This window comes from Paraburkholderia strydomiana (assembly GCF_046030495.1).
GTDB lineage: Bacteria > Pseudomonadota > Gammaproteobacteria > Burkholderiales > Burkholderiaceae > Paraburkholderia > Paraburkholderia strydomiana_A.
On sequence record NZ_JAQQCJ010000033.1, the window covers coordinates 1 to 24,958 of the forward strand.

A 24,958-nucleotide genomic window follows, 5' to 3' on the forward strand; every position below is an offset into this window, starting at 1 on the left:
CGCCGGCGGCCCTGTTGGGCCGGCCCCCCCCCCGGCAGTTCACTTCATTGCACCGCGTGTCACAGGCTTAGTTCGACGCGAGGCCCATCTTCTGGCGCACATCGGCGACGTTCTCACGCGTGGCCAGCATGCCGGTCGTCAGCGTGAGCAGCGGCGGTTCCTTGCCTTGCGTGATCCAGTCGTACATCAGCGTCGAGGTTTCTTCGCCGTGGCGCTTCGGGCTGATGATGACCGTGCCGTAGAAGCCCGTCGGCGTCGGTTTCTTGAACTCGTTCAATGCCGAGTCCGAACCACCGATGCCGATACCGATCATGTTGTCGGCCTTGAAGCCGCGGCCTTCCGCTGCGCGCACCGCGCCGAGCACGCCTTCGTCGTTCAGCGCGTAAGCCACCCAGTGCTTGAACTGCGGGTTCTTCGTCAGTGCGATGTTGGCGGCGTTGAACGCGTTTTCCGTGTCCGTCTTCGCTTGCGGCGCGGCGATCACGTTCGCCTTCGGGAAGCCGGCGGCGACCAGTGCGTCGGTCGCGCCGCTGGTGCGGTCATGCGCGGTCGGCAGCTGTTCGTAGGTCACGTCGATCGCGCCCACGTCCTTCATGTCCCAGCCGCGCTTCTTGATTTCGGCCGCGAGACCGTCGCCGACCTGCTTGCCGATGTTGTACGCCGAGATGCCCATATGCGGCACCGATGCGATCGGCTTGCCCGCACCGTCGACGAGGCGGTCGTCCACCGTCATCATCTTCAGCTTGTCGGCCTTCGCCTTCGCGACGATGCCCGGTCCGAGCTTGACGTCGGGCGTGCAGATCACGAAGCCTTGCGCCTTCTGTGCCGACAGGTTGTCGATTGCGCTCATCACCTTCTCGCCCGACGGCGCGCCGATCTTCACGAGCGTGAAGCCCTTCTCCTTCGCAGCGATTTCCGCGAACTTCCATTCGTCCTGGAACCACGGCTCTTCCGGCTGCTTCACGAGGAAGCCGATCTTGACCGGATCGGCCGCCTGCGCGACCGGTGCGTTGAAGAGCACACCCGTCGCCGCTGCTGCCAGCGTGAGGAAAATTCTACGTTTCATAATGCGTGTCTCCTGACTAATTGATAACGAGAAGGTAAGCGGCCGCGTCTTCTTATACCGGTGATGACACACGCGGCCAGCGCGTCGTCCGGTGTACTTTTGCGCCCCTGCGCAAACCTGCGTACTGCAAAAATCCGTCGTGAATCAGTCGTGGTACAGCGCCGAGCGGCCGCCATCCACGGTGATGCAACTGGCGTTGATGAACGGCGCCTCATCCGAGGCGAGAAACACCGCCGTCATCGCCACTTCTTCCGGGCGGCCGATGCGCTTCATCGGCTGCAGATCGAGCGTCGCCTGCTGCGCGGCGGCCGGGTCGGGCTGTTCGTTCCACCAGTCGTGCGTCAATTGCGTTTCGATGTACCCTGGCGCGATCGCGTTGACGCGCACGTTGCGCGGCGCGTATTCGATGCCGAGCGCGCGCGTCAGGCCAATCACGCCGTGTTTGGCCACCGGGTACGGAAAGCAGCCCGGAATGATCTTGAACGCATGCGTCGACGCGATATTCACGATGCTGCCCGCGCCGCGTTCGACCATGCCCGGCAACACCGCGCGGCAACCGTTCCACACTCCGTCGAGATCGACCGCGAAGCAGCGCCGCCAATCGTCGTCGGTCATGGTGAGCGGATCGCAGAACACGTTGATGCCTGCGTTGTTCACCAGCACGTCCACTGCGCCGAACGCCTGCTGCGCCTCGCTCACCGCCTGCTGAACCGATGCGGACTGCGTGACGTCCGTGCGCACCGCGAGCACGCGCGCCCCGGTTTGCGCCTTGATGTGCGCCGCCGTCTGCTGGGCGGTGTCGATATCCAGTTCCGCGAGCACGACCGACGCGCCCTCCCGCGCGAACGCAAGCGCGATCGCCGCGCCGATGCCGCGTCCGGCGCCGGTCACGAGGGCGGCTTTGCCGGCGAGCCGTTTCATTTCTTCGCACCCGCGCGGGCGATGCGCAAGCCGTTGATGAACGCCTTCGCATGCGAGGCGGTCACGGCGGCGCTCTGACCCGGCTTGTACAGCGCCGAGCCGAGGCCGAAGCCGTTCGCACCGGCGCTCAGGAACGGTCCCATGTTGTCCGGCGTGATGCCGCCGACCGGCACCAGCGGCACCTGCGCCGCGATCACCGCGCGCCATGCCTTGACGACCTGGCAGCCGAGCTGTTCGGCGGGGAACATCTTGAGCACGTCCGCGCCGTTCTTCAGCGCGATGAACGCTTCGGTCGGCGTGGCGACGCCCGGCGCACAGGCAAGGCCCTGCGCTTTAGCGGCGGCGACGACTTCGGGATCGCTATGCGGCATCACGATCAGCTCGCCACCCGCCGACTTCACGTCGTTGACGAAACTCGGATGCAGCACCGTGCCCGCGCCGACGATCGCATCCGCGGGCAACACCTTGCGGATCGCGGCGATGCTGTCGAACGGCTGCGGCGAATTCAACGGCACTTCGACGATGCGAAAGCCCGCTTCGTACAGCGCCTGACCGTGGTCGGCCGCGTCGGCGGGGGTCACGCCGCGCATGATCGCGATCAGCGGACAGACTTCGAACGCCGCGATCAGGCCCGCGTGCGGCATGTACGGTGCGGGCAGATTGATGTGAGGTTGCATGTCGGTTCCTTGTTTCGTAAGCGGCACGGAGATGGCCTGGCGCGCCGCTTAGTCGGCGCGCGCCGCGTGAGCGGCCGGATTGACGAGCCCCGCCTGCGAGGCGACGCGCCACAGGCCGCGCTCGGTGGCCTGCTTGACCAGTTCCACCTGGGTGCAGCCGAATTGCGCGAGTGCGAGTCGATAACGCTCGCATAGCGCTTCATTGCCGATCAGGCGCAGGCTCTGTGCGGCGAGCGAGCTCTGCTGTTGCGTCAGCACGGCGTTGAGGCCGGCCAGTTCGTGGCCGATCAGCAGGCCCGACAAATAGTCGGGCTGCTCGTCGCGCGCGAGTTGTCCGGTGAGGCCGAGCGTGCGGGCGCTAAAAACGGTCGCGAGCATGCCCGCCTGGCCCTTTTCACGCGCGATGCTCACACCGTGCAGGAATGCTTCGGTATCCGGACGATCCGGCGTGACCATCGTGCGGCCGAGAATCGTATGCTCGCGCAGTGCCGCGAACACTTCGCCCGTCATGAAGGTATGAAAACGTTCGATGCGGCCTGCCTGCACGAGCGCCCATTTCGCGTGCGTGCCCGGCAAGCCGATCAGCGCGCGCTTGCCGTAGTCCGCGGCGTTCGCGTCTTCGCTGAGCGCGCCGAAAATCTGCGTTTCTTCGCCGCGCATCACGTTGGGCAATTCGCCGCGTTGCAGGATGCCCGGCACGATGTGCAGCGTCGCGCCGCATGCCGCCTGCACGCGAACGAGCCCGCTCACCAGCGCATCGGCGCTCGCCGGTGCGTCGACGTACGGCGCCTCCAGCCAGCCCTGCGCGCTGCCGACCATCCCCGCCGCGATCACCGGCACGCCGCGCGCCGCGTCGAGCCAGGCGCCGCACACATCCTCGAAAGCGGCGTCGAAGCCGCCCTGTTCCGCGCTGCGCGGCAGATTCATGATGCCGGCCGGCGACGCGCGTGTCGCCAGCACCCGGCCCTCGGCGTCGTACAGATAGGCGCGCAACGAGGTCGTGCCCCAGTCGAGCGCAATCAGCGCGGCATTTGCGAGGCCGGCGTCGGCGACGACGCCCGCGGCCAGATGGTTGCCTGCCGGTGTGAGAGAACCCGCCTGTGTCATCGTTTGATCCTGCGGGTTGTCGGTTGCGGCGCGCGCCAACCGAGTTCTTCCGAGATCGCGCGCGCTTCGCGCTGCACGACCGGGATCAGTTCGTCCATGCGTTCGAGCGGCATGTACGGAATCGTGCTCGCCACCGACAATGCCGCCACCACCGCACCCGACGCGTCACGCACCGGGGCCGCCACGCAGCGGATCGCCGCTTCGTTCTCTTCGAGGTCGAAGGTATAGCCGCCGGCTGCATAATTGGTCATGCGCTGCATGAAGGTCGGTGCGTCGGGGCGGTTGTCCGGCTTGAACGTGACGCCGGCGAGCGCGCGGCGCGATGCCTCGAACAACGTCTGCCAGACGTCCGGCGTGAGGTCGAGCATCATCGCCTTGCCGATCCCCGTCGACGCCAGCGGCATCCGGTGCCCGACGCGCGAACGCATTTCGAGGCCACGGGTGCCGGGAATCTTGTCGATGTACAGCACGTCGTCGCCGTCGCGCACGCCGAGGTGAATCGTGTCGAGCGTCTGTTCCGCGAGCGATTCGAGGTGCGGGCGCGCAACCGCGGTGAGCGGCATCTGTTCGAGCGCGATGGTGCCGAGTTCGATCAGCTTCGGGCCGAGCAGATAGCCGCCTTGCACCTGACGCAGATAGCGCGCCTGCACGAGGCTGCTCACCAGCCGGTGCGTGGTGCTGCGGGTCGTGCCGAGCGCGGCGCCGAAGGTGCGCAGATCGCGCACGCCGGCGGCGGCGGCTTCGAGAATCGCCAGACCGCGCAGCAGCGTCTGCGTGCCGGCCTGTTGCGGCGTGATGTCGAGCAGCGTGCTGGGCACGGCGATTCCGTTGGCGCCGGCCGGTTGAACGCTGGCGCGCGCCTTGGCGGCGGCGGCCGGGCGCGGCGCGGCGTTGTTCGCGTGATCGGCTTCGGACGCGCTTGCGGCGTGAGTAGGCATCGCTTTGTTCATGGCGATTGGCTTTGGATGGTGTGTGCGCTTACAGCGCGGGGCCGGAGGAGAAGCCTTGAATACGCGCGAAGTGGCGGGCGCAGGGGTGCTGCCTCGTGATGTCGGGCATGGTTTGGCCTTGTCTCCAGTTTTTTTGCTGTCGCTTTTGCGCGGCCGGATGGATGAGGCTTTCCGGCTCACGTTGCGTGTTGGGTTGGATTGTAGGACCGTTTTTGAGAAATCTCCAATATGTGAATGGTGAATTCAGATAATGGGATTCAGGGTGTTTTGATTCGGATTGGATCGTGGGAAGGCCGGGTTCCGGCCGCTCGGGGTAGCGGCGTGAAGCACGCCGGGGACGGTGGCAGAGCGCTCACCGGAGCGTCGGGCCCGTTTCGCCGCGCATGAAAAAAGCCCGCGCAAGGGCGGGCTTTTTCCCAGGCAGAACCGTCACCAAAGCTACATCGCAAACCGCTTCGCCACCTCGCTGCGACGATAAAGAATCAACGTCGCGGCCAGGCCGCACACGGCGGCGAAGCTCAGCCAGTAACCCGGCGCCGCCCGGTCGCCCGTCACCTGGATGAGGTAGGTCGACACCGCTGGCGTAAAGCCGCCGAAGATCGCGGTGGCGAGGCTGAACGCGAGCGAAAAACCAGCCACGCGCACGTTCTCCGGCATCACTTCGGTGAGCGCGGCAACCATCGCGCCGTTGTACATGCCGAAGAAGAACGAGAACCACAGCAGCACGATCAGCATGCGGCCGACACTCGGCGACGACGCCAGCCACCACAGCGCCGGATACGCGGTCAGGATCGCCAGCACGGTAATCGCGATCAGGATCGGCCGGCGGCCGATGCGATCCGACAGCGCGCCCCCGACCGGCAGCCAGATGAAATTGCCGATGCCCACGCACAGCGTCACGATCAGACTGTCAGCGGTCGAAAGCTTCAGCACGGTCTTGCCGAAGGTCGGTGTATAGACCGTGATCAGATAGAACGTCGTGGTGGTCATCGCGACCAGCAGCATGCCCGCGAACACGACCTTCCAGTTCTGCAACAGCGTGCCGAACACTTCGCGCGCGCTGGGACGATGCCGCTGCGCCTTGAACTGCTCTGTCTCTTCCAGCGAGCGGCGCAACGCGAAAAGCAGCGGCACGATCGCGCAGCCGATAAAGAACGGAATGCGCCAGCCCCACGCGCCGATCGTCTCGGCGCTCATCCAGTGATTGAGGCCGTAGCCGAGCGCCGCCGCGATCACGATCGCGACCTGCTGGCTCGCCGACTGCCAGCTCGTATAGAAACCCTTGTGGCCCGGCGTCGCGATCTCGGCGAGATAGACCGACACGCCGCCCAGTTCGGCGCCCGCGGAAAAGCCCTGCAACAGCCGCCCGAGCAGCACGAGGGCCGGCGCCAGCAGACCGATCGACGTGAAGCCCGGCACGCAGCCGATCAGTATCGTGCCGCTCGCCATGATCGACAGCGTCACGATCAAGCCCTTGCGGCGCCCCACCTGGTCGATGTACGCGCCGAGGAAAATCGCACCGAGCGGCCGCATCAGGAAACCCGCGCCGAACACGGCGAACGTGAGCATCAGCGACGCGAATTCGCTGCTCGTCGGGAAGAACACCTTCGAAATGTAAGGGGCGTAGAAGCCGAACAGAAAGAAGTCGAACTGTTCGAGAAAGTTGCCGCTGGTCACGCGCAGTACCGCGCCGACTTTCGACACGCGGACCGTGGCCGCGCTCGTCTCGATCGTGTTTGTGGGGTTCATCATCGGGGTCTCCGTTGTTCTGTGTTTGCGATGCCGGCGACGCTTCACGCTTCAGGCTCAGTCGGCGCCGGCTTGCGGGCCGCTGCCGCGGCGTTTTTCGATCGCGGACTTGAGGAGCGCCGCGCTGCGATACATGCCGTGCGCGAACTTGCCGTACGGCAGCGTCGCGAACAGCGCCATCACCATGCCCAGGTGCGACGCGAGCAATGCGGGCATGGCGGATGTGTCACGGCCTATTAGAAGCGCGAGGCCGGTGGCGCTCGTCAGCAACAGCAACGCGATGAAACCGCGATCCATCGGTCGCTGCTTCGCGTCGCCGCGCGCGGGGTCGCGCCGCAGGTTGAGCCACAGCAGACCGGCCGGCCCGATCAGCAGACCGACGCCGCCCATCGAGCCCAGCACGACCGGCAAGCTCAGCATCGGATACGGCGCTTCCTCGCCCAGCACGTAGTGATACAGCGTCGCCACCACGGTCGCGGCGAAGCACAGCATGAAGCCGTAGAACGTGAAGTGATGAAAGCGCCGGCGTGCGAGCGTGAAGCGGTCGTCCGCTTCGTTGCAGCCGTCGCCGTGTCCGCCGTCGAGATAGGTAAGGCCGAGCACGTTGCGCGTCGCTTCGACGATCGCCGGCGCCGAGGCCGTGCCCGCCGACACGTCGCGCCAGAACCGCGTCACGCCGATACCCAGCGCGAGCGCCGCGAAGCCGAACACCGCGCCGAAGATCAGCGCGAGCAGATTGTGCGGGAAGATCGCGTAGAAGCTCGACGCCTGTGCGCCCGGGCGGTAGTCGAGCAGCGAACCCGACAGCGCGGTGCCGAGTATCAGGAACAGCGCGAGCCCGGCGGCCAGTGCCAGCGAGACGGTCAAGCCATTGCGTTTGTACAGCGCGCCCATCACGGGCGGCCACGCGTACTCGGTATAGGTTTCGAGCCGCACTTTCGCCATCGCCTGCGGGACGTTCACCGCGAATTCGTGCGGCGGTGCGTACTGGCACGCGTGATAGCACGCGCCGCAGTTGTGGCACAGGTTCGCCAGGTAATTCACGTCGGCCTTGCCGAATTCGAGGCGGCGAGTCATCGCCGGGAATACCGCACAAAAACCTTCGCAATAGCGGCATGCGTTGCATATCTGCATTTGCCGCGCGACTTCGGTTTCGTTATCGGTCAGCGGCACGATACGGATGACTCGCGACTGCGGATCACGCGCGACGGCGTGATCGGCGCGGTCAGGCGAGCCGGCCAATTGCTGCGCTTCACGCGTCAGCGCTTCAATTTTCTGCACTGAGAACTCCTGATGATTCGCGTGCGCTTCGAGCCGCGTGTCCCGCGCACTCCGCTTGCGCAGCCGCCTGTGCGGCCCGCGCCGCCTCGGTGCCGGCGATGCGCCCGAACGCCGTGCCGATCGACATGCCGACCCCGGCCGTATAGCCCTTGCCGAGCACATTGCCGGCCATCATCTCGCCCGCGACGAACAGGTTCTCGCTCGGCTCGCCGCCAAAATGCACCTGGGCCCGGTCGTTGACCTGGAGCCCCAGGTAAGTGAACGTGATGCCGGGCTTGAGCGCGTAGCCGTAGAACGGCGGCGTGTCGATCGGCCGGGCCCAGTGGGTCTTCGGTGGGTCGAGCTGTTCGGTGTGGCAGTCGTCGAGCGCGGTGTGATCGAACGTGCCGACGTGGCAGGCGTCGTTGTACGCGGTGATGGTCCGCACGAACGCCGCTTCCGGCAGACCGAGCTGGCGAGCCAGTCCGGCCAGCGTGTCGGATTTCTCACCGGGAAACACCGGCGGCATGAAACGGCCGATCGCCTTGGCGTCGATGATCGAATAGCCGGTCTGCCCTGGCTGCTGCGCGACGAGGCGTCCCCAGATCGCGTAACGCTTCGGCCAGAAGTCCTCGCCCTCGTCGTAGAACCGCTCGGCGTCACGATTGACGACCACGCCCAGCGACACGCAGTCGATCCGCGTGCAGATGCCGCCGTCGTAGAGCGGCGCGCGCGCGTCGATCGCGACACAATGGGATTGCGACGGATCGCCGATCGAATCCGCGCCCACGTCGATCATGTACTTGAGCAACACGCCCTTGTTGAAGCGCGTGCCGCGAATCAGGAAGTTATCCGCCGGCCATTCGCCGCGCTCATTCTGGCCCCACGCTTGTCTGAGCCATTCGCGATTGGATTCGAAGCCGCCCGCCGCAAGCACGCAGGCACGCGCCTCGAAACGACGGCTGCCACTGCGCGCCGCAACGAAGCGGCCATCATCGAGTTCGATCGTGTCGACCGGCGTGTCGTAGAGAACCCGCACGCCGAGCGCTTCGGCGCTGCGGTAGTAGGCGTTGACGAGCGCCTTGCCGCCGCCCATGAAAAACGCGTTGGTGCGCGCGACGTGCAGCGCGCCGGACAACGGCGGCTGAAAGCGCACACCGTGTTTGCGCATCCACGGACGGCAGGTTGCGGACGCGCGGATCACGAGACGCGCGAGGTGCTCGTTCGTGATGCCGCCCGTCACCTTCAGCAGATCGCGCCAGTATTCTTCTTCCGGATACGCTTCGACAAGCACGTCTTGCGGTGCATCGTGCATGCAGCGCAGATTGCGGGTATGTTGTGAGTTGCCGCCCCGCCACTCGCGCGGGGCCGATTCGAGAAGGAGGACCGATGCGCCCGCTTCGCGCGCCATCAGCGCGGCGCACAGCGCGGCATTGCCTCCCCCGATCACGAGTACATCGACCATCTAGCTTGCCTCCTGTCGACCGGCGTTGGTGCTGTGGCTGTCGGCCATACAGCGCGCTGACTCCGGTCCCATGCAACGTAATTGCTTCGAGGCGAACTGTAGTCAGCGGCGGCAAACGCCGCCATCAGCAAACGGGCTAGAGGTCTTCAGTTTTCGTGAAGGGACGGACTTGATCGAGTTATCTGAGCTTCGCGCCGGGCCAGCGGCCCTCTTTCACCAGCGTACGCGCGACGTCCGCGAGCACGACGCGCGCCGCCAGCGCAGCCGGGGACAATTCGTCGTCGGACACGCTGACCAGCAGGTTCGCCCTGAGCGCGTCGGTGTCCGCGATGCGGCTGCTTGCAAGCATCGCGTTCTCCGATCGCGCGAGCGCCGCGCCGGGCTGGATGGTCGCGCCCAATCCGCCGCGCACCGCGTCCATCAGGATCGCGAGGCCGTCCGCCTCGGCGGCGAGATGCGGCTCATACTTCGCGCGTTTGAACGCGGAGGTCAGCAAGGCTCGCAAGCCGTGCGAGCCGCTCGGCAGGATCAGCGGCAGATCGCCGAGCTTCGACAAACGCACTTCGCGTTGCGTCGGCATGCCGGCCAGATCACGCGCACCGATCACGAACAGCCGCTCATCGAGCAGTGGCATGACGCTCCAGCGTTGGGTGGGGGCTTCCTGAAACAGGATGGCGAGGTCGATGGTCCGCGCGCCGAGCATCGATGCGAGATAGCCGGACAGACTTTCGACCATGCGCAACCGGATGTCCGGATAGCGTTCGCGCATCGCGCGCATGAAGGGCAGACCGAGCACGCCAGCGGTGCTGGGCGCGAGTCCGACGCTGACGTGTCCTGAGAGCCGCGCCTCGCGTGCGGCGAGCGCCGCGTCGTCGATATGGCGCAGTGCCAGTTGAGCCTGCCGCCAGAACGCGAGCCCGGCGTCGGTCGGCACGACGCCGCTCGAGGTTCGCTGCAACAGCCGGGTCGACAGCTCGCTTTCGAGGCGCGCGATCTGCTGGCTCAACGCCGAAGTCACGACGCCCAGTTCGAGCGCCGCCTTGCCCATGCTGCCGTGTTCGATCACGCTGATGAAGTAACGCAGCTGCCGCAGTTCCATCGGAGTTTCCCGCGAGGCCATGCACACGCGGCCGCGCCGCACGTGCGAAAAACGTTTAGTCCGGCAATTCCGCCGCGCCCATGCGCCGCGCGATCACGCGTGCGCGCTGGGTCAGATAGGCGGAGCTGCGGTGTTCATCGAAGTACCTGGGCCGCGGCAGCATCACGGCGAGGCGTGCGGACTGTGCCGCGCTCAGCTTGGCCGCCGACGTCTTGTAGTAATACTGCGCCGCCGCTTCGGCGCCGTAGACCCCATTGCCCCACTCGACGGAGTTCAGATAGATCTCGAAGATCCGTTCCTTGTCCATCAAGGTTTCGAGCATCCAGGTAATGATCAGCTCCTGGCCCTTGCGGATATAGCTTTTCTCACGGGACAGAAACAGATTCCGCGCGAGTTGCTGGGTGATCGTCGAACCGCCGCGCACGATCTTGCCGCGCGCCTTGTTGCGCTCCCACGCCTGCAAAATCGCGTCGGTTTCATAGCCTTTGTTGTTGACGAAATTCGCGTCTTCGGAGGCGATGATCGCGCGCTTCAGATTGCGCGAGATCTGGTCGTACGGCATCCACGTATGCTGCACCGACAGATCCGGCCGATCCTGCGACAGGCGCCACGCGTCCGAGCGCATGAACGCGGTCGAGCGCGGGTTCACGTAATTCCAGACCGCGATCTGCGTGAAGTAGAACGCCTGCGTCGCGAGCCAGGCGATCACCAGCACGGCGCCCAGATAAACCACCCATCGCACCGGACTGGGCCGGCTTGCGCGCCGCGTTGCTGTCATGTGCGTTCCAGTCCTCGAATGGGTCAGTTCCGTCCGGCGATGCGCGGGTCTACGCGTGCGACGGCGCCGTCAGCAGCGCACGCAACTCGGCCAGCACCGGTGCGCCGTCGGGCCGCACGCCGCGCCACACGTGAAACGATTCGGCGGCCTGTTCGACCAGCATGCCGAGACCGTCGGCGCCGCGCGCGCCCAGCTTGCGCGCGTGCTCCATGAAGACCGTCGGATGCGCGCCGTACATCATGTCGTACGCGAGCGTGCCGTTGCCGAACGCGCGGTCGTCGCAGTCGGGCAACGACGCGTCGAGGCTGCCCGCCGTCGCGTTGACGATCACGTCGTACTGGCCCGCTTCGATCGCGCGCGCGCTGCCGCCCGTCAGGCGGCACGCGGCGTCGCGCGCGGCCTGCGCGAACTGATCGACCAGCGCTTCGGCCTTCGCCGCCGTGCGGTTGACGATGGTGAGCGTATGCGGCGCGCGCTCCAGCATCGGCAGCACTACGCCGCGCGCGGCGCCGCCTGCGCCGAGCAACAGGATGCGCGCGCCCTTCAGCGACACGCCGAGATTCACCTCGATGTCGCGCACGAGACCGAAGCCGTCGGTGTTGTCGCCGTAGATGCCGTTCGAGTCGAAGCGCAACGTGTTCACCGCGCCCGCCGCCGCCGCGCGCGGCGACAACGTCGTGGCGAACGCATAGGCGTCGAGCTTGAACGGCACGGTCACGTTCAGGCCGCGTCCGCCCACGTCGATGAAGGCGCGCACGTGCGGCACGAATGCATCGACCGGCGCGAGCAGCGCGCCGTATTCGACCGGCTCGCCGGTTTGCTCGGCGAATCGGCCATGAATGAACGGCGACTTGCTATGCCCGACCGGATTGCCGATGACCGCATAGCGCTCGCGTGTCTGATTGGCGCTCATCGTCCCGGCTCCGCGATATGTTGATCGGCGGCTGCGTCGCTTGCACTGTCGTCGTTGTTGTTGTCGGTATCGGCATCGGCTGCTGCGGCTTCGGCCTGCGCCTCGGCTTCGCCTTCGGCGCTGTCGTCGGCCGCGTCGATAATTTCGTCATCGCCTTCATCCGCCTCTTCCGCTTCGGTGCCGCTCGTCACGGTCGGTGCGTCGAGCACGTGCAACAGACGCACGGACGCTTCGACGGTCAGCTCGTCGATCGACATCACTTCCATCTGCAAACGCGTGCCGCGCGCGTGCACGCCGAGGCCCGGCACGTGCAGCAGCAACGGAATCTCTTCGAGGCGCACCAGATCGCCCTTCACCACCGACGCCACCACCTGCTTGCGGTTCTCCTGCTTCAGCCAGCGCAGGCACCAGAAGTACTCCATACGACGCTGATGATCGGCATACGCAGTGTAGGTGTCGTCGAAGCCTTGCACGACGGCGAACAGATCGGCGTCCTTCGGCTTGAACGGCGCGGCGAGTTTCGCGGTCACGCCATGCTGCACGCAGGCGATCAGTTGCCACTGGTTCACCAGGTCGACGTAACGGCGCAGCGGCGACGTGCTCCACGCGTATTGCGTGACGCCGAGGCCTTCGTGCGGCGCGGCGTTGGTCTGCATGCGCGTGCGCTTCGGGCCGGTTGGCGCGCCGAACGCGCGCTGCGTGCGATAGATGCCCGGCACGCCGTGGTCGTGCAGGAACGCGCCCCACGACGAGTTCGCGAGAATCGCCAGCTCGGCGACGATCGTGTCGAGCGGCGAACCGCGCCGGCGCGGCGTGATCGTGATGTGCTCGCCTTCCACGTAGAAGTTGAAGTCCGTATTGCGCTGCACTTCGCGGCGCAGACCGTAGCCGGCGCGCGCGGTCTGGCGCTTTTCGAACAGCGCCTGCGCGAACGGCCACAGCACGGCGATGTCTTCCTTGTGCGGATAGTCGCCGGTGCCGGCGGCGAGCGCCTCTTCGTTGACGAGTTCGTCGAGCGTGTTGTGACGCAGGTTGTTCTTCACGAACACGCGCTCGGCGCGCGTTTCGCTCGCGACGATCTCCTGGGTTTCGCGATTGACGATCACATACAGCGACAGCGCCGGCCGCAAGCCGCCTTCAGCCAGCGTGAATGCTTCGACGACGCTGTCGGGCAGCATCGTGATCTTGTCGCCCGGCATGTAGACGGTCGACAAACGCGTGCGCGCGATCGCGTCGACTTCGTCGCCACGCTGGATGCCGAGCGCCGGCGCGGCGATGTGCACGCCGATCCGCACTCGGCCGTCGGCCAGATGCTCGACGGAAAACGCGTCGTCGATCTCGGTAGTGGTGATGTCGTCGATCGAGAACGCCTCGACGTTCGCTTCCGGCAAATCTTCCGGCAAGCCGCCGACGGCGACGGGCGGAAAGCCCGTGCCGTGCGGGAAGAACTCGGAGAGGAATTTCGCCTCGTGCAGCGCGCGCGCCGACGGGATCGCGCCGCATTCGAGCATCAGGCGCGCCTGCGAAATGCCGCGCGCGGCCGCCGCGCCTTCGAGCGCCTTGTATTCGATCGTGTTCTTGTCCGGCTTGGTCAGCAACGCGAGCGCGGTCTTGCCGGTGAAGGCTTCCGGCAGACGGCCGGCCTTCAGCTCTTCCTCGTAGCCCTGCTGCACGAGCGCCTGCTGACGCTTGCGTTCGAGACCGGCCAGCGCCATCTTCAGTTGTTCCTGCGGCGCGCGCTGATACATGCCGCGGCCCTTGCGGCGGAAGTACACCGGCGCGCCGTGCATGCGCAGCACCAGCGCCGCGCGCTCGATCGAACCGAAGCGCTCGCCGAAGTACTCGGCGCCGAGCGTGGCGAACGGGAATTCGTCGTCAGGCGCGCATTCCCACAGAAAGTCCAGGTCGATGTCCTGCGCGGCGGCGTCGGCCTGCTGCATCAGTTCGGCCGCGCTCGGCTTGTCGAATTCGATCAGCACGTCTTTGGCGCGCACCTTCGCGCGCCGCCCGCCCGGCAACTCGACCTGAAACGCGTCACCCTGGCGCGACAGCACGCTGCCAGCCTTGAAACTGCCCGATTCCTCGAAGAAAACGTTCACTCAATACTCTCGTTCTGACTTGCATCTGCCGGCGCGCCCGATTTCATTCAGCGATCGGTCACTACATGCGCGGCACGGCAACGTGTTCGTGGTAGTGGATCCGCGGCGCCTTACGTACGGATACGCGCGCCAGCGGCTTGAATCTGATTCCAATCTGGTGACAGGCAGCGGCTTCGCTGCGGGTCAGATGCATCGGGTGACCGGCGGCGGCTTCGCCGCCAGGTCGTGCGCCTGAGCCTCTGCTCAGGACGTCGCTTCGGGCCGCCGCGTCGGCGCACAACATCAGGACGCTTCGGGCCGCGATTGCTTCATGCCGCTTCGCGCGGCGCCGGCGGCTCGACGTCTTCGGCGTCGCAAAAAGCCAGCACGTCGTCGACGTAGTGCGCGAACTCGCTGATCGCGTGGTCACTTCCTTCGATCAGCGTAGTGCGTGCGCCGGGATAGTGCGCAAGCATTTCGCGGTAGTCGAGCACTTCGTCGCCGGTGGCGGCCATCAGATAATAGCGTTCGGGCCGCGTGATCGACGCGACGCCGAGCGCGCGCAGCTCATCGAGATGATGCGGTTCGACGACGATACTGCCGCCGCCGTGCCACAACGGCTGCTCGCCGAGATAGGCGCTCAGGTCGCGCTGCGGCACGACCGCCGGGTTCAGCAGCACAGCCGGCCAGCCGTGCTTCTCCGCCAGATGCGTCGCGAAATAGCCGCCGAGCGAGCTGCCGATCACCGTCACGTTCTTCGGTTTTGCGGCATTCACCAACGATTCGGCGAGCCCGACCGTGTCGAATGGTGAAACGGGCAGCATCGGGCAGCACCATTCGTCGGCACGGCCCAGTTCGGCCAGGCGCGCCGCCAGCACACGCGCCTTGAACGAATTGGGCGACGAGCGGAACCCGTGCAGATAGAGAATCACGAGTTGCCTCGCGCGGAAAGAGCGTCGAGCAGCTTCTGATGCACGCCGCCAAAGCCGCCGTTGCTCATCACCAGAATCTGGTCGCCGGGGCGCGCGGCGTGAACCACCGCTTTGACCAGCGCGTCCAGATTGTCGAAGGCCTGCGCCTTGCCGCCGAGCGGCGCGAGCGCCTCGCCGAGATTCCAGCCGAGCGCGTCGCGGCCGTTCGGCGCGCCGTAGCCGAACACGAGGTCGGCGTCGGCGAGACTGGCGGGCAGTTGCGCTTTCATCACGCCCAGCTTCATCGTGTTCGAGCGCGGCTCCAGCACGGCGAGAATCCGCGTGTTGTCGCGGCCGACGCGCGCGCGCAGCCCGGCCACGGTCGTGTCGATCGCGGTGGGATGATGCGCGAAGTCGTCGTAGACGGTCACGCCGTCGACGCTGCCGCGCACTTCCATGCGCCGCTTCACGTTGCGAAAGCTCGCCAGCGACTTCGCGGCCTGGGCCGGCGGCACACCGACGCTACGCGCGGCGGCGATCGCGGCCAGCGCGTTCATGCGATTGTGCTCGCCCTGCACCTGCCACTCGACCACGCCGACGCGCTCGCTGTTGTGATACACGGCGAAGCGTTCGTCGACCGGCACGCCGTCTTCGGCCGGCAGGGTTTCCCAGCCGCCCTGCACGCCGAAGCGCTCGACGTCGCTCCAGCAGCCGCGCGTCAGCACCCGTTCGAGCGCGTCTTCACGGCCGTTCGTGACCACCCGGCCGATGCCCGGCACCGTACGGATCAGATGATGGAACTGCGTTTCGATCGCGGCGAGATCGGGGAAGATGTCAGCATGATCGAATTCGAGATTGTTCAGGACCGCCGTCTTGGGCCGGTAGTGGACGAACTTCGAGCGCTTGTCGAAGAACGCAGTGTCGTATTCGTCGGCTTCGATCACGAAGAAGCTCGAATCCGTGAGCCGCGCGGACACGCCGAAGTTCACCGGCACGCCGCCGATCAGGAAACCCGGATTGAGGCCGGCGTCTTCGAGCAGCCAGGTGAGCATCGAACTGGTGGTGGTCTTGCCGTGCGTGCCGGCCACCGCCAGCACCCACTTGCCGTTCAGCACATGCTCGCCGAGCCACTGCGGGCCGGAGACGTACGGCAGGCCACGGTCGAGGATCGCTTCCATCAGCGGGTTGCCGCGCGAAACCACGTTGCCGATCACGAACAGGTCCGCGTTCAGGGCGTTCAACTGGTCCGCGTCGTAACCCTCGATCAGACGGATGCCTTGCGCCTCGAGCTGCGTGCTCATCGGCGGATAGACGCCGGCGTCGCAACCCGTCACGGTGTGGCCCGCGCCGCGCGCGAGCACCGCGAGACCGCCCATGAACGTGCCGCAGATGCCGAGGATGTGGATGTGCATAAGCCTGTCGTGCCGCGCGGGCGTTTTTTGCGAGGGATGGGAGTGCTGCAAAGCGGCCGGAACGACCGTCTGCAAAGGACGCTATTGTAACCGACAGCATCCGCGCGCCCCATGATGCTCGCCCGCTCCGCCTCGCCGGCCGCGCGGCGCGCCCCGCCCCAAAAGGCCGTCGTCAATCTCTAGTATGATTGACGGATGGTCCGCAAATCACATTTCGATCCGCAGCGCGTGCGCGAGGAAATCGCCATCGCGGCTGCACGCATGATCGCCGAAGACGGTCTGGACTACGCCACGGCCAAGCGCAAGGCAGCGCGGCAAGTCGTCGGCGAGACTCGCGTTGCCGGCGAATGGCTGCCGGATAACGACCAGATCGAAGAAGAAATCCGTGAATATCAGTCGCTCTTTCAGGGCGACAGCCAGCCAGCGCTGCTGCGGCGGCTGCGCCATATCGCGCTGGACTGGATGGAACGGCTCGCGCCGTTCAACCCGTACCTCACCGGCGCGGTGCTCGGCGGCACGGCTGGCGAACACTCGGATGTACATCTGCAGGCGTTCTGCGACAACCCGAAGGAAGTCGCGATCTACTTTCTGAACGCCAACATTCAGTACGACGTGTCGGAAACGCGGCACTTCGCCGGCCGCGGCTACGTCGAGACGCTGAGCTTCCTGTGGCGCCCCACGAACGAAGGGCGCGACGCGGAACCGGTCGGCATCCACGTCGCGCTGTATGAGACGGACGACCTGCGCGGCGCAGTCAAGGCCGATGCGCGCGGCCGCACGGCGCGGGCGAATCTGCAGGCGGTCCAGGCGCTGCTCGACAACAGCGAAGCCACCCCTTCCACTAATTAGACAGTCCAGGCATGAACACGAGACGGATTCTGGCGGGCGCACTGGTCGCCATCGTTGCCGCGGGCGGCGGCGTGCTGGCCAATCACTGGCTCAACGACGGCTCCGAGGTCGCGCACGCGGCGCAGGCCGGCTCGCCGCGCAGCGCGGTCGATCAGCTGTGGGCCGCGCCGGTCACCAGCGTGGACGGCAAGCCGCAGTCGCTAAGTTTGCATAAAGGACACCCCATCGTCGTCAACTTCTGGGCGTCGTGGTGCGGCCCGTGCGTCGAGGAAATGCCGGCGCTGTCCCAACTTCAGCGCGAATATGCGAAGAAAGGCATCCAGTTCATCGGACTTGGCGTCGATTCGGAGAAAAACATCCAGGCTTTCCTGCAGAAGGTCAAGGTGGCCTACCCGGTCTACGTGACCGGCTTTGGCGGCGCCGACCTTGCCCGCGCGTTCGGCAACAACGCGGGCGGGCTGCCGTTCACCGTCGTGATCGACGCGAAGGGCAACGTCCGCTCGACAAAATTAGGGCAGATCGACCCGGCCGCGCTCCGGCAGACGCTCGACGCACTTTAAATTTCGCATTCTTTTGCTGGCCCATTCCATGCGGAACGCACAGAAATACGCGCAAATCGCACGAATTTGAGAGAAGATGGGCGCCCGGTGCGGCGGCGGATCGACGCAAGCGTCGCTCCGTACGTCTGGGAAACTAGACAAGTTTCTCTAATCAGCGCTAAAGTGCGCCCAATTCCACGGAAAAAGAAGCGACCATGACGCGACTGCTGGTACTGCACGGACCCAACCTCAACCTTCTCGGCACCCGGGAACCCGAGGTCTACGGTCGCGTGACCTTGCCGCAGATCGATCAGGCCCTCGCGGACCGCGCCGCGGACGCGGGCGTCGAGCTCGCGTCGTTCCAGAGCAATCACGAAGGCGCACTGGTCGATCGCATCCAATCCGCGCGGACTGAAAACACCGATTTCATACTGATCAATCCCGCCGCGTACACGCATACCAGCGTGGCCATTCGGGACGCACTGGCGGGGGTCGGCATCCCGTTCGTCGAGATTCATCTGTCGAACGTGCATCGTCGCGAACCGTTCCGGCATCACTCGTATTTCTCCGACCAGGCAGAAGGCGTGATTTGCGGCCTCGGCTGGAAGGGATATCTGTACGCGCTCGAATTCGCGCTTGACCGGCTCGCCGCCGGCTCGTCGCGCGGCTGAATCCAACACGACTAATTTGAGCCGGCTACTGCACGATTGCAAATGCCGGCACTTTACGCATTGAAAGGGGCCTCCTGATGGATCTACGTAAACTGAAAACTCTGATCGACCTCGTCTCGGAGTCCGGTATTTCCGAACTCGAAGTGACCGAGGGCGAAGGCAAGGTGCGCATCGTCAAGAATGCGCCGCCGGTTTACGTGCAACCGTCCGCCTCGTATGCGCCGCAATACGCGCAACCGCCGCAAGTCCCGGGCGCGGAAGCGACTGCCGCCGCAGCCGCTCCGGCAACGCCGGCAGTCGCCGCGCCGCAAGGCCACGTGGTGACCTCGCCAATGGTCGGGACGTTCTACCGCGCGCCGTCGCCGGGCGCCGACCCGTTCGTCCAGGTAGGCGACACGGTCAAGGAAGGCCAGACGATCTGCATCATCGAAGCGATGAAGCTGCTCAACGAAATCGAGTCGGACAAGTCCGGCGTGGTGAAGGAAATCCTCGTCGAAAACGGCCAGGCGGTCGAGTACGGCCAACCGCTGTTCGTGGTCGGCTAACGCGGCACGCATTGTTCGCCGCCCGCGCGCCCGCTGTTCGAAAGGCGCGCGACCGATCCTCTGAGGCGGCCGGTGTTGCAACCAACCCGGCGCCCATTGATGAGTCGAAAACCCGCTATGTTTGAAAAAATCCTCATTGCCAATCGTGGCGAGATCGCGCTTCGTATCCAGCGCGCCTGCCGCGAACTCGGCGTCAAGACGGTCGTCGTCTATTCGGAAGCCGACAAGGAAGCCAAGTACGTGAAGCTCGCCGACGAGGCGGTCTGCATCGGCCCGGCGCCTTCGAATCTGAGCTATCTGAACATGCCCGCGCTGATCAGCGCCGCCGAAGTAACCGACGCCGAAGCGATCCACCCCGGCTACGGCTTCCTGTCGGAGAACGCCGACTTCGCCGAGCGCGTCGAGCAGTCCGGCTTCACCTTCATCGGCCCGCGCCCGGAAACGATCCGGATGATGGGCGACAAGGTCACGGCCAAGCAGACCATGATCAAGACCGGCGTGCCTTGCGTGCCGGGTTCGGAAGGCGCGTTGCCGGAAGATCCGAAAGAGATCGTGAAGATTGCCCGCCAGGTCGGCTACCCCGTCATCATCAAGGCCGCCGGCGGCGGCGGCGGCCGCGGCATGCGCGTGGTGCACACGGAAGCGGCGCTGGTCAACGCGGTCAACATGACCCGCGAAGAAGCCGGTCGCGCGTTCGGCAACCCGCAGGTCTACATGGAGAAATTCCTGGAGAACCCGCGGCACATCGAAATCCAGGTGCTGTCCGACTCGTTCAAGAACGCGGTCTGGCTCGGCGAGCGTGACTGCTCGATGCAGCGCCGACACCAGAAGGTGATCGAGGAAGCGCCGGCGCCGGGTATCGCGCGCCGTCTGATCGACCGCATCGGCGATCGTTGCGCCGACGCCTGCAAGAAGATGGGCTATCTGGGCGCGGGCACGTTCGAGTTCCTGTACGAAAACGGCGAGTTCTATTTCATCGAGATGAACACGCGCGTGCAGGTCGAGCATCCGGTGACCGAGCTGATCACGGGCGTCGACATCGTGCAGGAACAGATCCGCATCGCGGCCGGCGAGAAACTCGCCTTCCGTCAGCGCGACATCGTCTTCAAGGGTCATGCGATCGAATGCCGGATCAACGCAGAAGATCCGTTCAAGTTCATTCCTTCGCCGGGTCGTTTGACCTCGTGGCACATGCCGGGCGGCCCCGGCATCCGCGTCGATTCGCACGCGTACAACGGCTATTTCGTCCCGCCGAACTATGATTCGATGATCGGCAAACTGATCGCTTACGGCGCAACCCGCGAGCAGGCGATCAAGCGCATGCGCATCGCGCTGTCGGAGATGGTGGTCGAAGGTATTCAGACCAACATCCCGTTGCACCGCGAGCTGATGCTGGACGCGAAGTTCGTCGAAGGCGGCACCAGCATTCACTACCTCGAAAACCGGTTGGCCGCGAAGCTGCAGGCCGCGCCGGAAGAAGCGTAAGTCATGAGCTACCGGGAACTGATCGCCGAGCTGGCACGCGAGCACGCGGAGGAATTTTCCGACGCACTGCTCGAGTTGGGCGCGTTGTCCGTATCGGTCGAAGACGCGGACGCCGACACGCCCGACGAACAGCCGCTGTTCGGCGAGCCCGGTCTCACGCCGGATCGCACGGCCTGGCAGCGCTCGCGCGTGATCGCGCTGCTCGCGCCGGAACACGAGCCGGCGGTGCTGCTGACCGCCGCGGCCAACGAGATCGGGCTGGACGCCGCGCCGTCGTTCACCGTGCGGGAAGTCGAAGAGCAGGACTGGGTGCGGCTCACGCAGTCGCAGTTCGATCCGATTCCGATCGGCGAACGCATCTGGGTCGTGCCGTCGTGGCACGATGCGCCTGACCCCGAAGCACTCGTGCTGGAACTGGACCCGGGCCTCGCGTTCGGCACGGGCAGCCATCCGACCACTCGTCTGTGCATGGAGTGGCTCGAGCAATCGGTCAAGCCAGAGCAGTCCGTGCTCGATTACGGCTGCGGCTCCGGCATTCTCGCGATCCTCGCGAAGAAGTGCGGCGCGAATCCGGTGTTCGGCATCGACATCGACCCGCAAGCGGTCGAGTCGGCGCGTCACAACAGCGAACGCAACCGGGCCGAAGTCACCTACGGTTTGCCTGACGAATGCCCCACCGGTGAGTTCGATATCGTGGTCGCCAACATCCTGTCCAACCCGCTCAAGCTGATGGCGTCGATGCTCTCGTCGAAGGTCAAGCCGGGCGGCCGGATCGCGTTGTCCGGGATTCTGGCGCGGCAGGCCGATGAAGTCGCGCAGGTCTACGCGCGCTGGATCGACATCGGCGTATGGCGCGAACACGAAGGTTGGGTATGTCTCACGGGAACGCGCCGCGAAAGCCATTAGAATAAGGCGTATTGTCCAACCATCGGCCTTCTGGCTTAACGGCTCAATATGCTCCTGGCGACGCGTTGCCCCTTCTGCGAAACCGTCTTCCGTCTGCAACCGGCGCAGCTCGCGCAGCGCCGCGGCCTCGTGCGCTGCGGGCATTGCCACGAAGTATTCGACGCGTCGAGCAGCCTGTTCGACGTTACCGGGGGCGGTGACTTCTCCACCGCCAAACCGGTCGCCGCTGCGGCGGCAATCGAGGCGCTGTCGGGCGTGCGTCAGCAAGGCCCCGACTTCAGCGCCGAAGCGTGGGACCCGTCGGCGCCCGCGCCCGACGCCTCCATCGACAACCGTCTGCTGCACAACGCCCGCAATGTGCCGCTCGCGCCCGTCTCGACCGACGCGGGCGCCACCCTCACACCCCGGCCCGTCGAACCCGAACTGCCGCCCGACGTCTTCAGCAAGCCCCTGCCCCCCGACGACGAACCCGTGCTGGCCGACGCGCCGCTCGACCCCTACGCGTACCAGGCCAACGACGAGCCGCCCGTGGAAGAAGCGCCGCGGGTCTGGCACAAGACCGAACGTACGTCCGAACCGGCTCCGGGTGAAGCGGCGAGCTTGCATGGCATCGCCGACAATGAACCGCATTTCGGCACCTCGGGCTTAGGCGCCGCCGCGGATCTGGGCGCGGCCGGTTTCGGCGCGGCCACGGCGGCGGGTGCGGGCGGGTCAGGCACGGGCGGTCCCGGTGGTCCCGGCATCGGGGGTCCGGCTCCGGCCGCTTCCGGCGGCGAACCCTTTTCCGTCAACCCCGTGAACGACGGCAGCGATCCCTTCCCGGTCGTGCGCGAAACCCGTCCCGCCGACGCGCGGCGCATGGGCCGGGCGATTGCCGCATCGATCTTGGGGCTGATACTGGTTTTCGTGCTGCTCGCGCAACTCGCATGGTGGCAGCGCGAAACCGTGCAGGTGTATCTGCCGCGCACACAGACGCTGTACGTGAAAGTTTGCTCGTATCTCGGCTGCCAGCTGACGCCGCCGCACGACATCGATGGTTTGCAGGTCGAACCATCCGATCTGCGGCAGATCGACGGCCCGCACAAGCTCGAACTGAAGATGCCGCTGCACAACCGCTACGGCATCGCGCTCGCCTATCCCGCCATCGAACTCACACTGCTCGACGACCAGAATAACGTGGCCGTGCGGCGCGTGCTGTGGCCGCAAGACTATGTGCCGCCCGGCACGCCGATCGCTGCGGGCCTGCCGGCGCACACGACGCAAACCATGATCGTGCATCTCGACACGGGCACGGCGGTCGCCTCCAATTTCCGCGTACAGATCTTCTATCCGTAACGCACCCTCGCGCGCCCGGCCACGACCGGGCGCTTTCACCGTCATTACTGACGAATTTTCGGAGCACAACAACATGAGTCAAGTCACGCTGGGTGGCAACCCGATCGAAGTAGCCGGCACGTTCCCGTCGGTGGGCCAGAGCGCAGCCGCTTTCTCGCTGGTCGGCAAGGATCTGAAGCCGCTGTCGCTCGCCGATTTCGCGGGCAAGCGCAAGGTGCTGAACATCGTTCCGAGCCTCGACACGCCGACCTGCGCCACCTCGACCCGCAAGTTCAACGAAGCCGCCGCGAAGCTGACCAACACGGCCGTGATCGTCGTGTCGGGTGATCTGCCGTTCGCCGCATCGCGCTTCTGCACGACCGAAGGCATCGAGAACGTCGTCACGGCTTCCACGTTCCGCGGCCATGAATTCGCGCAAGCGTATGGTGTCGACGTGACGAGCGGCCCGCTGACGGGCCTGACGGCGCGCGCCGTGGTGGTGATCGACGAGAACGACAAGGTCGTGCACGCGGAGCTGGTCGGCGAAATCAAGAACGAGCCGAACTACGACGCAGCACTCGCCGCGCTGAAGTAAAAACCTTCGCGCACGAGCCCGGCGCCGCGCCTCGTGCGCGGCGTTGTCGCATCGCCGCGCGCCCTCTCTCAATCGCATTTTTACAGGAACGCTCGCCTTGGCTACGCTCATCTGCGGCTCGCTCGCCTACGACAACATCATGACTTTCGAAGGGCGCTTCCGGGAGCACATCCTGCCGGAGCAGGTCCACATCCTGAACGTGAGCTTTCTCGTGCCGACCATGCGCCGCGAGTTCGGCGGCTGCGCGGGCAACATCGGTTACGCGCTGCATCTGCTCGGCGGCGACGCGCGCATCATGGGCACGCTCGGCGCAGTAGACGCGCAGCGTTACGTCGAGCGCTTCGAGCAGCTCGGGCTGTCGACTGAAAGCGTGCTCGTCGTGCCGGACACCTACACGGCCCAGGCGATGATCACCACCGACCTGGAAAACAATCAGATCACCGCGTTCCATCCGGGCGCGATGATGCAGTCGCATCTGAACCGCGCTGACGAAGCGAAAGGCATCACGCTCGGCATCGTGGGACCGGACGGCTACGACGGCATGATCCAGCATTCGGAACATCTGGCGGCGGCCGGCGTGCCGTTCATCTTCGATCCGGGCCAAGGTCTGCCGCTCTTCGACGGCGCTACGCTGCGGCGCATGATTGAACTTGCCACGTACGTAGCTGTCAACGATTACGAAGCCAAGCTGGTGAGCAACAAGACCGGCTGGTCGATCGAAGAGATCGCCGGCAAGGTCGAAGCGTTGATCGTCACGCTCGGCGAACAGGGTGCACAGATCCATCATGCCGGCGGTGTCGAAAGCATTCCGGCAGTTGAGGCGAAGCAGGTGCTCGATCCCACCGGCTGTGGCGATGCTTTCCGCGGCGGCTTGCTGTACGGTATCGAGAACAAGCTTGGCTGGGCCACCACGGGACGCCTCGCGAGTCTGATGGGTGCCTTGAAAATCGAGCAGCAAGGCCCGCAAAACTATGCGCCCACCCGGGCGGAGATCAACGAACGGTTCGCGCAGGCATTCGGTTACAGCCTGCCTTGATACCGAGAGCTATGGGAGTTAGGGAATGAGAACAACGAGTCGCCTGATCGTCGCTACGCTGATCGCCGGTTCGCTGGCCATGTCGGGTTGCGCGAGCAACAGCAGTTCTCCAAACGTCTTCACGGCGTCGCAGGCGCAGCGCGAACAGACGGTCCGCATGGGCACGGTCGACAGCGTGCGCGCAGTACGCATCAGCTCGAACAACGGCCAGCCGAGCGGCTTGGGCGCGGTCGGTGGCGGCGCCCTGGGCGCTTTGGCCGGCAGCACGATCGGCGGCGGCCGCGGCTCGGTCGCCACGGGCATCATCGGCGGCATAGGCGGTGCAGTTGCCGGCAATGCGATTGAAAACAGCGTCGCGATGCGCGACGGCGTCGAGATCACCGTGCGGCTCGACAATGGCGACATGCGTGCCATCACGCAAACCACCACCGGCGAAATCTTCCGCGCCGGCGACCGCGTGCGGCTTCTCTCCAGCGGCGGCGTTACGCGCGTCACGCACTAACTCAAGCTTTCCCTCTCGCGCGGCCGGCTGACACGCCACCGCGACGACCTCAGACGCATGCCCTCCCCTGTGCATGCGTCTTTTTTCGCCTCCAGCTTTTCCCTCCGAGCCCCTTTCAGCCGATCCTCCA

General features: G+C 65.6%; 24 protein-coding genes. 10 read left to right on the plus strand and 14 right to left on the minus strand.

All coding sequences use genetic code 11. The features are described 5' to 3' along the window. Window positions 1-67 precede the first annotated feature (67 nt). The 14 genes from PQQ53_RS30875 to mpl form a co-directional block, all read right to left on the minus strand. Window positions 68-1,066 (minus strand): arabinose ABC transporter substrate-binding protein, encoded by a 999-nt coding sequence (locus PQQ53_RS30875; protein WP_168667246.1) that lies wholly within the window; start codon window positions 1,064-1,066, stop codon window positions 68-70. Between the two features lie 144 nt (window positions 1,067-1,210). Continuing rightward, window positions 1,211-1,987, minus strand: a complete 777-nt coding sequence (locus PQQ53_RS30880) for an SDR family oxidoreductase (RefSeq protein WP_408149754.1) — start codon at window positions 1,985-1,987, stop codon at window positions 1,211-1,213. Further along, on the minus strand, window positions 1,984-2,664 hold the full coding sequence (locus tag PQQ53_RS30885) for a 2-dehydro-3-deoxy-6-phosphogalactonate aldolase (RefSeq protein WP_121315721.1): 681 nt from the start codon (window positions 2,662-2,664) through the stop codon (window positions 1,984-1,986). The genes PQQ53_RS30880 and PQQ53_RS30885 overlap by 4 nt, the downstream gene beginning before the upstream one ends. A 48-nt stretch (window positions 2,665-2,712) precedes the next feature. After that, window positions 2,713-3,771, minus strand: coding sequence for a 2-dehydro-3-deoxygalactonokinase (locus PQQ53_RS30890; RefSeq protein ID WP_408149756.1), 1,059 nt, complete (start codon window positions 3,769-3,771; stop codon window positions 2,713-2,715). Next, window positions 3,768-4,721, minus strand: a complete 954-nt coding sequence (locus PQQ53_RS30895; RefSeq protein ID WP_408149758.1) for an IclR family transcriptional regulator — start codon at window positions 4,719-4,721, stop codon at window positions 3,768-3,770. Before PQQ53_RS30895 ends, PQQ53_RS30890 begins: the two co-directional genes overlap by 4 nt. 438 nt (window positions 4,722-5,159) lie before the next feature. Further along, window positions 5,160-6,470, minus strand: a complete 1,311-nt coding sequence (locus tag PQQ53_RS30900) for an MFS transporter (protein ID WP_408328424.1) — start codon at window positions 6,468-6,470, stop codon at window positions 5,160-5,162. A gap of 57 nt (window positions 6,471-6,527) precedes the next feature. Then, window positions 6,528-7,751, minus strand: coding sequence for a tricarballylate utilization 4Fe-4S protein TcuB (tcuB, locus tag PQQ53_RS30905; protein WP_408149761.1), 1,224 nt, complete (start codon window positions 7,749-7,751; stop codon window positions 6,528-6,530). Then, the gene (gene tcuA, locus PQQ53_RS30910; protein WP_408149763.1) at window positions 7,738-9,195 is read right to left on the minus strand and encodes an FAD-dependent tricarballylate dehydrogenase TcuA; all 1,458 of its coding nucleotides are present in this window, start codon (window positions 9,193-9,195) and stop codon (window positions 7,738-7,740) included. The genes tcuB and tcuA overlap by 14 nt, the downstream gene beginning before the upstream one ends. Before the next feature lie 178 nt (window positions 9,196-9,373). Beyond that, on the minus strand, window positions 9,374-10,294 hold the full coding sequence (locus tag PQQ53_RS30915; protein ID WP_408149765.1) for a LysR family transcriptional regulator: 921 nt from the start codon (window positions 10,292-10,294) through the stop codon (window positions 9,374-9,376). 55 nt (window positions 10,295-10,349) lie between these two features. Next, window positions 10,350-11,072 (minus strand): monofunctional biosynthetic peptidoglycan transglycosylase, encoded by a 723-nt coding sequence (gene mtgA / locus PQQ53_RS30920; protein ID WP_408149767.1) that lies wholly within the window; start codon window positions 11,070-11,072, stop codon window positions 10,350-10,352. A 49-nt stretch (window positions 11,073-11,121) separates the two neighbouring features. Continuing rightward, the gene (gene aroE, locus PQQ53_RS30925) at window positions 11,122-11,985 is read right to left on the minus strand and encodes a shikimate dehydrogenase (protein ID WP_408156821.1); all 864 of its coding nucleotides are present in this window, start codon (window positions 11,983-11,985) and stop codon (window positions 11,122-11,124) included. Next, the gene (locus PQQ53_RS30930) at window positions 11,982-14,084 is read right to left on the minus strand and encodes a ribonuclease catalytic domain-containing protein (protein WP_408149771.1); all 2,103 of its coding nucleotides are present in this window, start codon (window positions 14,082-14,084) and stop codon (window positions 11,982-11,984) included. Before PQQ53_RS30930 ends, aroE begins: the two co-directional genes overlap by 4 nt. 308 nt (window positions 14,085-14,392) lie before the next feature. Beyond that, on the minus strand, window positions 14,393-14,995 hold the full coding sequence (locus tag PQQ53_RS30935; protein WP_408328386.1) for a YqiA/YcfP family alpha/beta fold hydrolase: 603 nt from the start codon (window positions 14,993-14,995) through the stop codon (window positions 14,393-14,395). Continuing rightward, on the minus strand, window positions 14,992-16,386 hold the full coding sequence (mpl, locus tag PQQ53_RS30940; RefSeq protein WP_408149775.1) for a UDP-N-acetylmuramate:L-alanyl-gamma-D-glutamyl-meso-diaminopimelate ligase: 1,395 nt from the start codon (window positions 16,384-16,386) through the stop codon (window positions 14,992-14,994). The genes PQQ53_RS30935 and mpl overlap by 4 nt, the downstream gene beginning before the upstream one ends. Window positions 16,387-16,581: 195 nt before the next feature. Here mpl and PQQ53_RS30945 point away from each other — a divergent pair, with 195 nt between their 5' ends. The 10 genes from PQQ53_RS30945 to PQQ53_RS30990 all read left to right on the plus strand — a co-directional run bounded on the left by PQQ53_RS30945 (window position 16,582) and on the right by PQQ53_RS30990 (window position 24,828). Continuing rightward, window positions 16,582-17,235, plus strand: coding sequence for a UDP-N-acetylmuramate--alanine ligase (locus PQQ53_RS30945; RefSeq protein ID WP_408149777.1), 654 nt, complete (start codon window positions 16,582-16,584; stop codon window positions 17,233-17,235). 11 nt (window positions 17,236-17,246) lie between these two features. Further along, complete coding sequence (locus PQQ53_RS30950) at window positions 17,247-17,795, plus strand: TlpA family protein disulfide reductase (RefSeq protein ID WP_408149779.1); 549 nt, start codon at window positions 17,247-17,249, stop codon at window positions 17,793-17,795. Between the two features lie 194 nt (window positions 17,796-17,989). Beyond that, window positions 17,990-18,445 (plus strand): type II 3-dehydroquinate dehydratase, encoded by a 456-nt coding sequence (gene aroQ / locus PQQ53_RS30955; protein WP_121315735.1) that lies wholly within the window; start codon window positions 17,990-17,992, stop codon window positions 18,443-18,445. A gap of 77 nt (window positions 18,446-18,522) precedes the next feature. Beyond that, a complete protein-coding gene (gene accB, locus PQQ53_RS30960) occupies window positions 18,523-18,990 on the plus strand; it encodes an acetyl-CoA carboxylase biotin carboxyl carrier protein (protein WP_408149782.1) in 468 nt (155 codons plus the stop codon). Window positions 18,991-19,107: 117 nt separating this feature from the next. Further along, entirely contained in the window at window positions 19,108-20,475 is a 1,368-nt protein-coding gene (gene accC, locus PQQ53_RS30965) for an acetyl-CoA carboxylase biotin carboxylase subunit (protein WP_020071265.1), read from the plus strand. A gap of 3 nt (window positions 20,476-20,478) precedes the next feature. Continuing rightward, a complete protein-coding gene (gene prmA, locus PQQ53_RS30970) occupies window positions 20,479-21,381 on the plus strand; it encodes a 50S ribosomal protein L11 methyltransferase (protein ID WP_408156813.1) in 903 nt (300 codons plus the stop codon). Window positions 21,382-21,429: 48 nt separating this feature from the next. Continuing rightward, window positions 21,430-22,716 (plus strand): zinc-ribbon and DUF3426 domain-containing protein, encoded by a 1,287-nt coding sequence (locus PQQ53_RS30975; protein WP_408328389.1) that lies wholly within the window; start codon window positions 21,430-21,432, stop codon window positions 22,714-22,716. 73 nt (window positions 22,717-22,789) lie between these two features. Further along, window positions 22,790-23,290, plus strand: a complete 501-nt coding sequence (gene tpx, locus PQQ53_RS30980) for a thiol peroxidase (protein WP_408156809.1) — start codon at window positions 22,790-22,792, stop codon at window positions 23,288-23,290. A 97-nt stretch (window positions 23,291-23,387) separates the two neighbouring features. Further along, window positions 23,388-24,326 carry a carbohydrate kinase family protein gene (locus PQQ53_RS30985; protein WP_408149790.1) on the plus strand — a complete coding sequence of 313 codons (939 nt, stop codon included), beginning with the start codon at window positions 23,388-23,390 and terminating at the stop codon, window positions 24,324-24,326. 25 nt (window positions 24,327-24,351) lie between these two features. After that, the gene (locus tag PQQ53_RS30990; protein WP_168667277.1) at window positions 24,352-24,828 is read left to right on the plus strand and encodes an outer membrane lipoprotein; all 477 of its coding nucleotides are present in this window, start codon (window positions 24,352-24,354) and stop codon (window positions 24,826-24,828) included. Window positions 24,829-24,958 lie beyond the last annotated feature (130 nt).